We start from the raw sequence: 14,777 nt of genomic DNA, 5'->3' as shown, positions 1-14,777 counted from the left end.
CCGGCGCGGCCCGGGTCAGGAGAACCGGGCGATGTCGAAGGGCGCCATGTCGATGGGCGGGGTGCGCCCGGCGGCGAGATCGGCGATGAGCCGGCCGGTGATACCGCCCATGGTCAGCCCGAGATGCCCGTGGCCGAAGGCGAAATAGGTCTTGTCGCGTCCGGGCGCGCGGCAGATCACCGGCAAGCTGTCGGGGGTCGAGGGGCGGTGCCCCATCCAGGGGGTGACCTTGTCGGTCCGCAGGTCGGGCAGCGCCTCTTTCGCGAGGCCCAGCAGGCGGTGGGCGCGGGCATAGTTCGGCGCCATGTCGAGCTTGGCCAGTTCCGCCGTTCCGGCGATCCGCAGCCCGCCCAGCATCGAGACGGCGCCGAATTTCTGGTCGCCGAAGATCAGTGGCCGCTGCGTCTCGACGCCGGGATCCGCCAGCATCAGGTGATAGCCGCGTTCGGTATCGAGCGGCACATAGGAGCCGAGCTTTCTGGCCCAGGGTTTGGAATAGGCGCCGGTGGCGATCACAAGCTCGTCGAGCGCATGGCGCCCGGTCGCGCCGATCAGATGCCGCTGGCCGCTGCCGTTGCTGTCGAGATCGGTGATCTCGTCCTGGATCCAGGTGCCGCCGGCGGCCTGAAAGGCGTCGGCCAGCCTGCGGGTAAAGACCGCCGGATCGCGAACGCTGATACAATCGTTGAACAGCAGGGCGTGGCGATAGATCGGCGCCAGGCAGGGTTCGAGCTGGCTCAGCTCGCCGACGGGGATCTCTTCCATCTTGACGCCATGGGCCCGGCGCAGCGCATGTGCGGAAGCCGCCGCCGCATAGGCGGCATCGGTCTTGTAGAGATAGAGCTCGCCGGTCTCGCGCACCATATCCCATGCGCCGGCCTGCTGGATGAGCGGGCGGTACGCCTCGATCGCGCGGTCCAGGATCGTGCCGAGGGCGTTGGCGGCGTGGGCCACGCGCTCTGGCCGGGCAGAGGCGATGAAGCGCAGCAGATAGGGCATGAGGCGCGGCAGATATTGCCAGCGGATCAGCAGCGGCCCCTCGGGGTCGAGCAGCATCTTCGGAACCTGCCGCAGAATGCCGGGATTGGCCAGCGGGACCAGCCCGCCCACCTGGATGATCCCGGCATTGCCGTAGGAACAGCCCGAGGCCGGGGCGGCGCGGTCGATCAGGGTCACCCGATGGCCGTCGCGCAGAAGCTGAAGGGCGGTGCAGACACCCACGGTGCCGGCGCCCAGAACGGTGAAATGGCGTGCCATGCGCGTCAGGCGTCCAGCGCCGCGACAAGCGCGATCTCGATCTTCAGATCCGGACCCGCGAGGGCCGCCCCGATACAGGCGCGGGCGGGCTGGTGGCCCGCCACCACCCAGGCGTTCCAGGCCGGCGCGATCTTTGTGCGGTCGGCGATGTCGGCCAGCCAGATCGTCGCCGAGAGCACCCGGTCCTTCGACGTGCCGGCCTCGGCGAGCATGGTATCGAGCCGGGCAAGAATGTCGGCGGTCTGCCCTTCGACTGGCAGGCTGTCGTCCGAGGCCACGATGCCCGACACGAAGAGCAGGCCGTTATAGGCGACCATGTCCGACTTGTGTCCGGACGGGGCGAAATGGGTGATCATGTTTTGCGGTCCCGTAGAGATGGCAATCTACGCGCCGCTCCCGCCGGGGCGGGGGGCGCTGAGGCCGCAGTCTGCGCGGCGCCCGCTATTCAGGGAATGCCGTCGTTGTCATATCAGATATGGCAAATCGCGGCGGTCGTGCGGACCGCCGGTTGCGGGCGCTCAGGCGATGCCATGCGTGCGCATGAGCGTGTCGAGATCCCGGCGGTAGGTCTGGATCTGGCGCCGGATGATCGTGGCAAGCTCGAGCGCGCCTTTTTCAAGCTGACGGTTGCGCGGCGAGACAAGCGAGAACGAGACCGTCAGGTCGGGCTCCACGATGGCCGCCCCGAAGGCGTCGGGCAGGGTCAGATAATTGGTCAGCGAGCCGAAGGGCAGCACCGCAAAGGCCTCGCCCTTGAGGGCGAGCGTGCGTGCCGTCACCAGGCTGTCGATCTCATAGACGACATTCAGCGCGGTGCCGTGGCGCCGGGCGGCGGCATCCAGCGCGCGGCGCAGCCCATGTGCGCGGCTGGCGGAGATCAGCGGCAGACCGTGCAGCCGCGACAGCGGGATCCGGCCGCAATCGGCGATGCCATGCGCCCGCGCCGCCTCGGCATTGCCGAGCAGGACCACGCGGTCGGTCAGCACGACCTCGGCGAGCAGCTCGGACGAGAGCCCGGCGTCGTAAAGCAGGCCGAGATCGATGCGGCCGCTCAGCAGCATCTCCTGAATGATGCCGCTGCCGCCGCCGGTCACCTGCAACGTGACGTTCTTGTGCTTCTCCTTGAACCGGGCAAGGCATTGCGGAACGAAGTTCTCGCCCAGGAACTGTACCGCGCCGATCGAGATCGTGCCCTGAAGCTCCTTGGAGGCGACGTTCACGCGGCTCCTGAGGCGGTCGAGCTCGTCGAGGAAATCGCGCGCGATGCCCAGGAACTCCTCGCCCGAGGAGGTGAGCCGCACGCCGCGGCCGTTGCGGTAGAAAAGCTGTGCGCCGATATTCTGTTCGAGCGCGCGCAGGTTGCGGCTGAGCGAGGGCTGGTCGATGCCGATCATGGCGGCGGCCCCCGAGATGCTGCCCGCCTCGGTGATCCTGACGAATTGCTGAAGCTGTTTCTCGTTCATCCGTGCCGCTGCGATGATGAATCTACCATATCTGTTATGACAGCTTGCTCGATTGCCGCGAAAAAAGACCAGACCTAAGCTTGGTCACATCAGGCGGCGTCTCTGACCGATCTCCTCTCTAACCGCCTGTGTCAAAAGCAAAAACTGCGAAGTTCTTGTGAGCTGCGCGTCCTGGGGCGTTTCCGGGGCCGCGTGTCTCTGCACAGTTTGTCCGCACATCAAACAGGGAAATCCGATGCTACCCTCCTTTCTTCTCACCTCTTCCAGCGGACGGGCGCTGACCGCCGCCGCTGTCACCGCCTGCCTGGCGACCCCCGTGCTTGCCGACCAGACGCTCGATGCCGTCAAGGAACGCGGGGTGCTGAAATGCGGCACCGCGCTGGACGTGCCGGGGTTCGGCTATCCCGATTCCAACGGGGTGCCCGGCGGCATGGATGTCGATTACTGCAAGGCGCTCGCGGCGGCGGTGCTGGGGGATGCCGAAAAGGTCGAGTTCATCCCGCTCACCACCACCACGCGCTTTCCGGCGCTGCAATCGGGCGAGGTCGATGTCCTGTTCCGGCAGGTGACGACGACCTTCACCCGCGACACCTCGCTGGGGTTCCTGTCCGGGCCGGTCACCGTGTTCGACGGGCAGGGCATCATGGTGCCCAAGGCGCTGGGGGTGACCAAGGCGACCGAGCTTGACGGCGCCACGGTCTGCGTGACGCCGGGGTCGAATTCCGAGCTGACCATCGGCGATTACTTCCGCGCCAACGGCATGGAGTTCAAACCGATCAGCATGGACAATTTCGACGAGATGCGCAGCGCCTTCTTCTCGGGCCGCTGCGATGTCTTCACCTCGGACCGCACCTATCTGGGCTCGATCCGCTCGGTGGCCGAAAATCCCGACGATTACGTGGTGCTGGACGAGACCCTGGCGAAATCGCCGCTGGCGCCGGTGGTGCGGCAGGGCGACGACCAGTGGTACAATATCGTCCGCTGGACGGTCTATGCGCCCATGATCGCCGAAGAAATCGGCATTACCAGCGAGAATGTCGATGACAAGCTCTCGGAGGGCGCGCCGATGATCCAGCGGTTCCTCGGCAAGCAGGCCGAGTTCTTCGAAGGGATCGGGCTGGAGGACGACTGGGCTTATAACGTCGTCAAGAGCATCGGCAACTACGGCGAGCTCTACGAGCGCAATCTCGGCGCGGGCTCGGCCATCGGCCTCGATCGCGGCGACAACAATCTCTACTTCAACGGCGGCCTGCATTATCCGCCGCCCCTCCTGTGACCGATCGCATGAACGGCGCAAAGACGCGCGGCCCCCTGAGCGGGGGGCCGCATGACCGGCAGGGGCATGGAGCATGTTGAGAACGCTTGCAAACGATCATCGGGCCATCCCCGCGCGGGCGGAGCCCGAGCAGCGGCTGCCGCCGCGCCCGCCGAGCCTTTGGGGCGCGGCGCTCTGGCGCACGCGGCGGGGACGGCAGTTCATCGTTCAGGTGGTCGGCTCCTGCCTGCTCTTCGCCTTTCTGATCGAGATCACCCATATTCTTCAGGTGAATCTGGCGCGGCAGAATCTCGAACTGGATTTCGGCTTTCTGAACCGTCCCGCCGGGATCGCCATTTCGGAAACCGTGCTGCCCTACAGCCCCGAGGACGGGCTGAGCTGGCTCATCGTCACCGGCGCGGCGAATTCGCTGCGGGTCGCTCTTGTGGGCTGTCTGCTGGCGACGTTTCTGGGGCTTGTGGTCGGCATCCTGCGGGTGTCGGATAACCCGCTGCTGCGGGTTCTGACCGGCGGCTATGTGAATGTGGTGCGCAACACCCCGCTGCTGCTGCAAATCCTCTTCTGGTACACGATCCTGCTCCAGCTTCCGCCGGTGCGTCAGGCGATCTCGCTGGGCGATGTGGTGTTTCTCAGCCAGCGCGGGTTGCAGATCCCCAAGCTGCTTTTTGAGGGCGGCGGCTGGGCGCTGCTGGCGGCGGGCGCCGGGGCGGTGCTGGTCTATGCGGTACTGCCGCGTGCCGCACGGGCGCTGAACCGCGCCGTGCCGGGGCGGATGCTGCGGCTGTGCGCTGCGGTGCTGGGCTTTGGCCTTGTCCTGCTGGCTGTGGCGCCGATGGCGGTCGAGCTGCCCGAGCATGGCGCCTTCAACTTCAAGGGCGGCATGACGCTGACGCCGGAATATACCGCGCTGACCCTCGCGCAATCGCTTTATGCCGGCGCGTTCATCGCCGAACTGGTGCGCGGCGGCATCGAGGGGGTCGCCCGGGGGCAGCGCGAGGCAGGCGCGAGCCTTGGCCTTTCGGAGCTGCAAATCCTGCGCAAGATCGTCATCCCGCAGGCGCTGGTGGCGATCACCCCGTCGGTGAGCACGCAGTATATCGGCGTGATCAAGAACACGAGCCTCGCGGTCGCGATCGGCTATCCCGATTTCTTCTGGGCGCTCACCATCACCATCAACATCTCGGGCCACAGCATCGAGGGCGTGGGGCTGATGCTGCTCGGCTATCTCATCCCGACGCTGATCGCCGCAATGCTGATGAACCGCTTCAACCGCGGTCTGCTGAAGAAAGGCCGGTCATGATCCAGTCCAGACCCATCGGATCCGCCGAAGACGGCCCTCGGCGCGCGAGCTTCGGTCTTGTGCGATATGCCTCCGCGCTGTTCTTCGGCTCGAAGCTGAACACGGCGATCACCCTGATTTCCGCAGCGCTTCTGTGGCTCGTCCTGCCGCCGCTTTATGACTGGGGCATCGGCGATGCGCTCTGGTCGGGCACGGTCGAGGAGTGCCGCGCCGCCTCGGGCGCGTGCTGGGCCTTCATCGGCGAGAAGATCAACCTCATCGTCTTCGGGATGCTGCCCGCGGACGACCGGTGGCGGGCGGTCCTGGCCATCGTGCTGATGGTCTCGGTCATGGCGCTGTGCATGGTGCCGCGGGTCTGGTCGGTCTGGCTGGTGCCGCTGTGGATCGGCACCATCGGCGTGGCCTTCTGGCTCATGCTGGGCGGGTTCGGGCTCGACCGGGTGCGGACGGAGCAGGTGGGCGGGCTGCCGGTCACGCTGCTGCTCAGCCTTACCGCGCTGCCGCTGGGCTTTCCCTTCGGCCTGGCGCTGGCGCTGGGCCGGCAGTCGGAGTTCTGGCTGTTCCGCTGGGTGAGCACCGGGGTGATCGAGCTGTTCCGCGGCGCGCCGCTGGTGGCAACGCTGTTCATCGCCTCGATCATGATGCCCTTCGTGCTGCCCGAGGGCATGAACCCGCCCAAGCTGACCCGAGCGCTGCTCGCCTTCACCATCGTCGCGGCGGCCTATATCGCCGAGGCGCTGCGCGGCGGGCTGCAAAGCATCCCGCCTGGGCAGGGCGAGGCGGCGGCGGCGCTGGGGCTGCGCGGTTGGCACCGGCTCTGGCTGATCACGCTGCCGCAGGTCATCCGCCATTCGATCCCGGGGCTGGTGAACATCGTCGTCTCCTTCTTCAAGGACACCTCGCTGATCATCGTGATCGGGATGACGGATTTCCTGGGCGCGATCCAGCTCGCCGCCCGCGATCCGGCCTGGGCCGGCTTCAACATCGAGGGCTATGTCTTTGCCGCCCTCTTCTACTTCTCCTTCTGCTACGTGCTCACGTCCTATGCGGCGCGGCTCGAACGCAGAGCCTCTCATTACTGACCTTGAAGGACATGTTCAGATGATCGACCTCGCGGACCGCGTGACCAATATTCCCCCCTCGGCGACCATCGCGCTGATCCGGCGGGCGGCAGAGCTGCGCAAGGAGGGGCGGCAGGTGACCTCGCTGATCGCCGGAGAGCCGGATTTCAACACCTCCGAGCCGATCCGGCAGGCCGGGATCGCCGCGATCCGTGCCGGGGATACGCGCTATTCGCCGGGCGACGGAACGCCCGAGCTGCGCGAGGCGATTGCCGCCAAACTCAAGCGGGACAATGGGCTCGATTACACGCCCGACGAGGTGGTCGTCGCCAACGGCACCAAACCGCTGCTGCACGCGGCATTCCTGACGCTCTGCAATCCCGGCGACGAGGTCATCGTTCCGGCGCCGTACTGGGTCTCCTATCCCGAGATCGTGCGGCTGGCCGGGGCCGAGCCGGTATCGGTGCCCTGCGGGCTGGAACACGGGTTCCTGCTACAGCCCGAGGATCTGGAAAAGGCGATCACGCCGCGAACCAGGGTGCTGCTGCTCAACAGCCCGAACAACCCCACCGGCGCGATCTACGACCGCGCGCAGCTTGCGGCGCTTTATGCGGTGCTCGAGCGTCATCCGCAGGTCAGCGTGGTGACCGACGAGATCTATGAACATCTGGTCTATGACGGTGTCGAATACGTCTCGCCCGCCGCGATCAGCGACACGGCCCGGGCGCGGACCGTCGTGATCAACGGGTTTTCCAAGGGCTATGTGATGATGGGCTGGCGCCTCGGCTTTGCCGCAGGCCCGAAACCGGTGATCCGGGGGATGTCGAACATGCTGAGCCATCTCGCGGGCTCGCCGAACTCGATCTCCCAGGCGGCGGCCATCGAGGCGCTGAACGGCGATCAAGGCTATCAGGAGACGAACCGCGAGGTCTATCGCGCGCGGCGCGACATGACCTTTGCCATGGTCAACCAGATGCCCGGGCTCAAGGCGGTGCGGACCTCGGGGTCGTTCTTTGTCTTCGCAAGCTGCGAGGGGGTCATCGGGCGGCGCACCGAGGCGGGCGAACCGATCGGGAGCGACGCGGATTTCGCGCGTCTCGCCATCGACCACGCGGGGGTGCTGATCGTGCCCGGCGCGGCCTTTGGGATGTCGCCCTTCCTGCGCATCTCCTACTCGATGGACACCGACGAACTGCGCGCGGCGCTCGAGCGCCTGCGCCGCTTCTGCAACAGCCTGAGCTGAGCTCGGCATCCGGAAAACCCACAGACAAGACGCGCCAGCCGGTCCCCCGAGGGGGCCGACAGAGACTGACGACAGGAGGCCAAGGTGAAGGTTTGCGTATACGGGGCAGGGGCCATCGGCGGCCATCTCGCCGTGAAATTGTCCCAGGCGGGCTGCGACGTTTCGGTCGTCGCCCGGGGGGCACATCTTGCGGCGATCCGGGAAAACGGGCTGACGCTGGTCTCTTCGGCAGGATCGGTGACCTGCCACCCGGTGGCGGTCGAGGATCCGGCCGAACTGCCGGTGCAGGATCTGGTCGTGGCGACGGTGAAGACCCCGGCGCTGGCCGGGATCGCCGAGGGTCTGCGCGGGCTCTCGGGGCCGGGAACCGCCATCGCCTATTGCGTCAACGGGCTGCCCTGGTGGTATCTGTCGCGCGTCGGCGGCGGTATCGAAACCTGGTCGCCGGCGATCCGCCGGATGATCGAGCGTCTCGAGACGGCGGTGGGCACCGAGCGCGCCATCGGCGGGATCGCCTTTTCCGCCAACCATGTGGACGCGCCGGGGGTGATCCGGAACTCGAACCCGGACAGCGGTCATTACCTCTTCGGCGAGGCGCATCCCGCCGGGCGCGATGCCTGCGACGCGCTGGTGGCGGCGCTGCGGCAGGGGAGCTGCGCGGCGGAGCGCAGCGAGCGTTTCGAACGCGAGATCTGGAAGAAGCTGAGCCTCAACTGCGTGTCGGGCCCGATCGGCGCGCTCACCGGGATGGAGACGGGCCGTCTGCTGACCTATCCCGATCTCGAGGGGCTGACCCGCGCCGCCTGGACCGAGGTGGGCCGGCTTGCCGAAAGCTGCGGACAGCCCGGCGCGATGGTGTCGCTGTCGGAGATGGCGCAGAAGGCGGGACGGCACAAATCCTCGATGCTTCAGGATTTCGAGGCCGGGCGCACGCCAGAGATCGAGACCCTGCTCGGGGCACTCAGCGATCTGGCGCGGGCACGGCAGATGGCGATCCCGGCCCTCGATGCGCTGCTGGCGCTGACGCGGGCGCGCGCGACCGCGCTGGGCCTGCTTCCGGCCACCCCGGCCCCCGCGCCGGCCGGCCGTCTCGCGGGGGAATGACCGGATGTCCATCGTCAACGTCATTCTGCCGGTGATCTCGCTGATCGCCCTCGGCTGGATCGCCATCCGTTCCGGGTATCTCTCGGAAAAGGTCGAATCCGGTCTGCTCGAATATGTCTTTTCGGTTGCCGTGCCGGCGCTGATCCTGCTGACGCTCGCGCGGCCGTTCGATCTGGCCGAGATCTCGGCCAGCTATCTTCTCGCCTATTTCATCGGCGTGGCGCTTGCCTGGTCCCTCGGGCTTGCGGTGTCGCGCCGGGCGCTGGGCCTGCCGTGGCGCGCCAGCGTGCTCTGCGGTTTCAGCGCATCGCAATCCAACACCGTGCTGCTGGGCGTGCCGCTGATCCTTCAGGTCTGGGGCGATCAGGCGCAGGTGCCGATGTTCCTGCTGCTGGCGGTGCATCTGCCGATCATGATGACGGCGGTGACGCTGCTGGTCGAGGCGGATGGCGGGCAGGGGCAGGCGGGGGCGCGGCTGATGTCGCTCGGCCGTGCGATGCTGAAAAACCCGATCATCCTGGCGATGATCCTGGGGCTGGGGCTGCGCGGCATCGGCATCGCTCCGGGCGGCCTTGCGCTGAGCCTGCTCGAAAGCGTCGCCAAGACCACCTCGACCTGCGCGCTGCTGGCGATGGGCATGTCTCTGGCGCGGTTCCGGCTGCTGTCGAACCTCACGCCCGGCATGCTGTTCAGCGCGCTGAAGCTCGGGCTGCACCCGCTGGCGGTCTGGGTGATCGCGGTCAAGATCCTCGCGCTGCCCGGAATCGTCGGCGGTGTCGCGGTGCTTTACGCGGCGCTGCCGTCGGGGGTGAACGGCTATATCCTCGCCAAGAAATACCAGGCGGGAGAGGCCGAGATCTCATCGACCATCGTTTTGTCCACCCTGCTTTCGGTCGTCAGCATCACGCTCTGGCTGCACCTGATCGCGACCTGAGACCCGTCCGGCCCAGTGAGGACCCGCCATGACCGCCCTACAGACCATTCCGCCCGGCGATGAAACCGTCATCACCCTCTCGGGGCTGAACAAGTGGTACGGAACCTACCACGTACTGCGCGACATCGACCTGACGGTGAAGCGTGGCGAGCGGATCGTCATCGCCGGGCCTTCGGGCTCGGGAAAATCGACGATGATCCGCTGTATCAACCGGCTGGAGGCGCATCAGTCCGGCCGCATCGTGGTGGACGGGATCGAGCTGTCGGAAGACCTCAAGAACATCGACAAGGTGCGGTCGGAGGTCGGGATGGTGTTCCAGCATTTCAACCTGTTCCCGCATCTGACGATCCTCGAGAACTGCACGCTGGCGCCGCGCCTCGTGCGCGGGATGTCGCGCGGCGAGGCCGACGACATGGCGATGCATTTTCTTGAAAAGGTGCGCATCCCGGAACAGGCGGGGAAATACCCGGGCCAGCTTTCCGGCGGTCAGCAGCAGCGGGTGGCGATTGCCCGGTCGCTGTGCATGCGCCCGCGGATCATGCTGTTCGACGAGCCGACCTCGGCGCTCGATCCCGAGATGATCAAGGAGGTGCTGGATACGATGATCGCGCTGGCGGAAGAGGGCATGACGATGCTTTGCGTGACGCATGAGATGGGCTTTGCCCAGGCCGTCGCGAACCGCGTGCTGTTTATGGATCGGGGCCGGATCGTCGAGGAAAACGCCCCGGAGCTGTTCTTCTCGGCGCCGCAGCACGCGCGGACGCAGGCGTTCCTGCAACAGATCCTCGGGCATTGAGGGGCGGCGGCCCGGGGTGGGGCCGCGTGCCTGTCAGATGATCAGGGATTCGTGGGCCGGGGAGAATTTCAGCGTCTGCGCAAGCCGGGTCAGGCCGGTGCGCAGCACCTCGATGTCCTGCTCGGCGCCAAGGCTCACCCGCACGGCGTTCTGCATATAGGTCGGATGGGTCTGGAAGATCGCACCCGAAGAGACCGCGACGCCGTTTTTCAGGCAGGCATCGACAAATTCATGCGGACGCCAGCGCGACGGCAGCGGCAGCCAGAGATGATAGCTTTGGGGATGTGAGCGGAAGGGCACATCCTCCAGGATCGAGCGGGCCAGGGCCTGGCGCTCGGCGGTGGCGGCGCGATGGGTGGCGATCAGCCGGACGGCGGTGCCGTCGTGGATCCACTGGCTGGCCAGCTCGAGCATCAGCGGCGCCACGGTCCAGGTGCTGGCATGGACCGCCGACAGGCCACGCCCGACGCGATCGGCCGAGGACGAGACGGCAAATCCGACCCGGATGCCCGAGGAGACGGTCTTTGAGAAACCGCAGACATACCAGCAGGGCGATTCCGCCATGGTGAAGATCGGCGGATCGGGGTTTTCGATCAGCGCGCCATAGACGTCGTTCTCGACGATGGGCACCCCGTAGATGCCGGCGATCCGCGCCAGTGCCTTGCGGCGTTCGAGGTCGAGCGTCGCCGTGGTCGGGTTGTGGATCGAGGGTGTGACGACAAGAACCGAGATCTTCTCGGCCTTGCAGAGACGCTCGAAACTGTCGGGCAGCATGCCGTTCTCGTCGATCTCGACCGAGGCGATGCGCAGCCGCAGGAATTCCGCGAGCCTGCGGATGCCGGCATAGTTCAGCGCTTCGGTGGCCATCAGATCGCCGGGCTCGGTCAGTCCGGACACGGCGGCGAGCAGCGCCTGCTGCGCGCCATTGGTCAGCACGATCTGCTCGGGCTTGGCGGTCACCCCGGTGAGCTGGGCCATCTTCACGCCGGCCAGCCGGTGCCGCTCGCGGCCGTTCGAGGGCGGGTATTCGAGGAATTGCGTGACCGAATAGGTCTCGGCGATCTGTGTCAGCGACTTGCGGAAGAACGCCCCGTTCTCCAGCGTGAGCGGCTTGTTCATCATCAGGTCGATGACGCTGGGCGCGTCTTCGGCGCGGCCGTTCTGCGCCGCGCTCGGGCTGATGAAGGTGCCGCGCCCGATTTCCCCGGTCAGAAGGCCCAGCCTGCGGGCATGCGCATAGGCCCGGGTGACGGTCCCCACATTCACGCCGAGCCGGTCGGCCAGTTCGCGGTGCGTGGGCAGGCGCATCCCCGGTTGCAGCCGCTGACTGGCGAGGTCGTCCATGATCGCCGCGACAATGCGCCGGTAGATCGGTTCGGCCGTATCCGGAAGCTGAGGAATCCACTCTTCTGACATGCGTTACCTTGCAAACAATTAGGAGAGCCGGCTGCGACAACCGGATGTGGTCTTAGCTCGTAGAACAATTTTCGCGGGAATACCAATAGAATGGGCGCTTTAGGGCAGCTTGTCACAGATTATGCATACAATAAATAGGGACAATATTGATATTGATCTCACATTTCTGTCTGGATAGGGTCACGTAAGTAGCACAATGATGGGCGAAAGAGTCGCATATTATGACGGATGTTCGGGACATGTCTGGATCGGTGCCTTTGGCGACGGCGATGGCCGGGTATTTTGCCGGAGCGGGCTTTGCGTCTCTGTCCGACGCGCGGCCCGAGGCGATGACGATCTACGTTCTGGACACGCTGGCCGTGGCGCTGGGCGGCTCCGGGGCGGACTCGAGCCTGGCGATCCGCCGGGCGCTGTCTGCGGGGGCCGGTCCCTCTGTTGTTTACGGGGCCGCGGCAACGGCCTCGGCGGCGGATGCCGCGCTTCTGAACGGGACGGCGGCGCATGCGCTCGAGCTGGATGACGACCATCGCGTGTCGGTCATGCATCCCGGCGCGGTGGTGGTGCCGGCGGCCTTTGCCATGGCCGAGGCCGAAGGCGCCACGGGGCGCGATCTGTTGCGCGCGGTGCTCGCGGGTTACGAGGTCGCGATCCGCGTGGGCATGGCCTATGAGGGCCGGCTTTATGCCAACGGGTTCCACCCCACGGCGGTCTGCGGCGTGTTCGGCGCCGCGGCGGCGGCGGCGGTGATCCTCGGGCTCGACGAGACCGGCTTTGCCCGCGCCATGGGCATCGCCGGCACGCAGGCGGCGGGGCTGATCGAATGGCGCATGGACGGGTCCTGGATCAAGCGTCTGCACCCGGGGCGCAGCGCGCAATCGGGCGTGCTGGCCGCGCTGCTGGCGCGCGAGGGCTTTACCGGCCCCGCCACGGTGTTCGAGGGCGCATACGGGGTCTTCAAGGCGCTGGGGCACGGTGCGCCGGTGAACGGCGCGCTGCTGACCGAAGGGCTGGGCTCGCGGTTCCATGCGCTCGGCACTGCGATCAAACCCTATCCCTGCTGCCGTTTCTCCCACGGCGCCATCGACCTCGCGCGGCAGGCGCATGCGGAGCTTGGCCGCTCGGTTCCCGAGGCGGTGACGGTCCGGCTGTTCCGCACCGATGTGCTGACCTATCACAAGCGCACGCCGAACACCGTGGATGCGCAGTTCAACATCCCCTATCTGGTCTCGGTGGCGCTGCGGACCGGCGAGATCGGGCTGGGCGATTTCACGCAGGCGGCGATCGAGCGTCCCGAGATCCTCGATCTGGCCGCGCAAGTGGAGGTCATCGAGGCGCCGGAATTCACCGCCCTCTACCCCGAAACCTATATCACCGAGCTTGAGATCCGCTGCGCCGACGGCCGCGTTCTCAGCCTGCGCAACGAATGCCCGAGCGGCGATCCGGAGGCCGCGGCCTATCGCGACGATCCGGATCTGCTGCGCCGCGAGACCGTGGCGAAGGCGCGCTCGGTGCTGACCGAATGTGGCTATGGCGCGCGGGCGGAGGATCTGATCCGCGCCGTCCTGGCCCTGCCCGGTGCATCCGACGTGAGGGAGGTCAGCGCCCTGCTGGCCGCCCCCGCAGAGGCTGCCCACCCCACCTAGCCCGGTTGCATGCGGGCGCAAATCACCGTCAACCCCACGAAAGCAGAACGAATGTCGCTTGATACCAAGACCACCGCCAGCCCGGCGCTCTCCGAAGATTACCTGAGCCGCGGCCGCCGCCTCACGCGCGAGATCGACCCCTATCTTCCGGGTCTGACCCGCACCACCGCCGCGAGCATGGTCAATGTGCCGCCGCACCGGGTCGCGAAGCTCTCGTCGAACGAGAACCCGCTGGGCCCGTCGCCCAAGGTGCTTCAGGCCATCGCCGACATGAACTGGCTGGTGCATGAATATCCCAGCCCCAGCGCCGAAGAGCTGCGCAAGACCATCGGCACCTATCTGGGTGTGGGCGCCGATCAGGTGGTGGTGAGCTCGGGCAGCTCGACCCTGATGCACGCCATCGTCGATGCCTTCTCGCTGCCCGGCGGCGAGGTGATCTCGCTCGATCCCGGCTTCACGGTCTATCCCGAGATCGCCACGATCCACGGCCGGACCGCCAAGGTGATCCCGCTCAACGAAGACGATTTCCTGCTCGACATCGAGGTGCTGAAAAAGGCGATCACCCCGGCGACGCAGATCATCTTCCTGACCCGCCCCAACAACCCCACCAGCACCATGATCCCGATCGAGGTGTTTGCCGAGGCCGCGAAGCTCGCCGCCGAGGTGGGGGCGCTGATCGTGTCGGACGAGGCCTATATCGAATTCGCCGACATGCCGGGCCAGTCCGCCGTGGAACTGCTGAAAAGCGATCCCGAGACCTACAAGAACGTCATGTTCTCGCGCACCTGCTCCAAGGCGTTCGGGGTCGCGAACATGCGCGTGGGCTATGCGGTGGCGCTGCCCGAAGTGGCCGAATGCCTGGCGCTGGCCAATGCGAAATGGCCGACCGGCGCCGTCGCGCAGGCCGCCGCCATCGCCGCCATCGAGGATACCGAGCACCTCGCCAAGACGCTGGCCATGGTCGCGCAGGGGCGCAAGTACCTGATCGACGAGCTGAACGCGATGGGTCTGCCGGTGGCGCCGAACCCGCAGGGCAACTACGTGATGTTCGACATCGCGCCCACCGGGCTGAGCGCCGAAGAGTTCTCGGACAAGGTGTTCCATGACGCGGCGGTGCTGATCCGGGGCGATTTCTCGCCGCGCTACATCCGCGCCAGCATCGGGACGCCGGAAGAGAACCAGCGTCTGGTCGTGGCGGCGCGCAAGCTGGCGCCCAAGGCCTGATCCCTGACCACCGCCGCGCCCGGTCGGGCGCGGCGGCCCTTTGCGGTTCAAAGAGCGGTA

13 protein-coding genes are annotated in these 14,777 nt (G+C 66.7%); 9 read left to right on the top strand and 4 right to left on the bottom strand.

The features are described 5' to 3' along the window. Positions 1 to 15: 15 nt before the first annotated feature. From M4578_RS06795 to M4578_RS06785, 3 genes are all read right to left on the bottom strand, one after another. Positions 16 to 1,257, bottom strand: a complete 1,242-nt coding sequence (locus tag M4578_RS06795; RefSeq protein WP_258092707.1) for an NAD(P)/FAD-dependent oxidoreductase — start codon at positions 1,255 to 1,257, stop codon at positions 16 to 18. Between the two features lie 5 nt (positions 1,258 to 1,262). Next, positions 1,263 to 1,613 (bottom strand): RidA family protein, encoded by a 351-nt coding sequence (locus M4578_RS06790; protein WP_258092706.1) that lies wholly within the window; start codon positions 1,611 to 1,613, stop codon positions 1,263 to 1,265. Between the two features lie 162 nt (positions 1,614 to 1,775). Next, on the bottom strand, positions 1,776 to 2,720 hold the full coding sequence (locus tag M4578_RS06785) for a LysR family transcriptional regulator (RefSeq protein WP_258092705.1): 945 nt from the start codon (positions 2,718 to 2,720) through the stop codon (positions 1,776 to 1,778). A 235-nt stretch (positions 2,721 to 2,955) separates the two neighbouring features. On the opposite strand from M4578_RS06785, the gene M4578_RS06780 reads away from it, so the two are divergent. From M4578_RS06780 to M4578_RS06750, 7 genes are all read left to right on the top strand, one after another. Beyond that, a complete protein-coding gene (locus M4578_RS06780; protein WP_258092704.1) occupies positions 2,956 to 3,996 on the top strand; it encodes an amino acid ABC transporter substrate-binding protein in 1,041 nt (346 codons plus the stop codon). A 73-nt stretch (positions 3,997 to 4,069) separates the two neighbouring features. Continuing rightward, complete coding sequence (locus tag M4578_RS06775; RefSeq protein WP_258092703.1) at positions 4,070 to 5,296, top strand: amino acid ABC transporter permease; 1,227 nt, start codon at positions 4,070 to 4,072, stop codon at positions 5,294 to 5,296. Beyond that, the gene (locus M4578_RS06770) at positions 5,293 to 6,378 is read left to right on the top strand and encodes an amino acid ABC transporter permease (protein ID WP_258092702.1); all 1,086 of its coding nucleotides are present in this window, start codon (positions 5,293 to 5,295) and stop codon (positions 6,376 to 6,378) included. The genes M4578_RS06775 and M4578_RS06770 overlap by 4 nt, the downstream gene beginning before the upstream one ends. 19 nt (positions 6,379 to 6,397) lie before the next feature. Then, complete coding sequence (locus tag M4578_RS06765) at positions 6,398 to 7,600, top strand: pyridoxal phosphate-dependent aminotransferase (protein ID WP_258092701.1); 1,203 nt, start codon at positions 6,398 to 6,400, stop codon at positions 7,598 to 7,600. Positions 7,601 to 7,684: 84 nt separating this feature from the next. Then, positions 7,685 to 8,704 (top strand): ketopantoate reductase family protein, encoded by a 1,020-nt coding sequence (locus M4578_RS06760; protein WP_258092700.1) that lies wholly within the window; start codon positions 7,685 to 7,687, stop codon positions 8,702 to 8,704. Between the two features lie 4 nt (positions 8,705 to 8,708). Beyond that, positions 8,709 to 9,638, top strand: a complete 930-nt coding sequence (locus M4578_RS06755) for an AEC family transporter (RefSeq protein ID WP_258092699.1) — start codon at positions 8,709 to 8,711, stop codon at positions 9,636 to 9,638. A 28-nt stretch (positions 9,639 to 9,666) separates the two neighbouring features. Further along, on the top strand, positions 9,667 to 10,434 hold the full coding sequence (locus M4578_RS06750) for an amino acid ABC transporter ATP-binding protein (protein WP_258092698.1): 768 nt from the start codon (positions 9,667 to 9,669) through the stop codon (positions 10,432 to 10,434). A gap of 33 nt (positions 10,435 to 10,467) precedes the next feature. On the opposite strand, the gene M4578_RS06745 is transcribed toward M4578_RS06750, so the two are convergent. Then, the gene (locus M4578_RS06745; RefSeq protein WP_258092697.1) at positions 10,468 to 11,850 is read right to left on the bottom strand and encodes an aminotransferase-like domain-containing protein; all 1,383 of its coding nucleotides are present in this window, start codon (positions 11,848 to 11,850) and stop codon (positions 10,468 to 10,470) included. Between the two features lie 239 nt (positions 11,851 to 12,089). Here M4578_RS06745 and M4578_RS06740 point away from each other — a divergent pair, with 239 nt between their 5' ends. Both M4578_RS06740 and M4578_RS06735 read left to right on the top strand, forming a co-directional pair. After that, complete coding sequence (locus tag M4578_RS06740; RefSeq protein WP_258092696.1) at positions 12,090 to 13,493, top strand: MmgE/PrpD family protein; 1,404 nt, start codon at positions 12,090 to 12,092, stop codon at positions 13,491 to 13,493. A 51-nt stretch (positions 13,494 to 13,544) separates the two neighbouring features. Continuing rightward, positions 13,545 to 14,717, top strand: a complete 1,173-nt coding sequence (locus M4578_RS06735; protein WP_258092695.1) for a pyridoxal phosphate-dependent aminotransferase — start codon at positions 13,545 to 13,547, stop codon at positions 14,715 to 14,717. The last annotated feature ends 60 nt before the right edge of the window (positions 14,718 to 14,777 follow it).

It is taken from the genome of Salipiger pentaromativorans, assembly GCF_024721115.1.
GTDB classification, from domain to species: Bacteria; Pseudomonadota; Alphaproteobacteria; order Rhodobacterales; family Rhodobacteraceae; genus Salipiger; species Salipiger pentaromativorans.
This window is presented reverse-complemented; position numbering and strand designations above follow the sequence as displayed.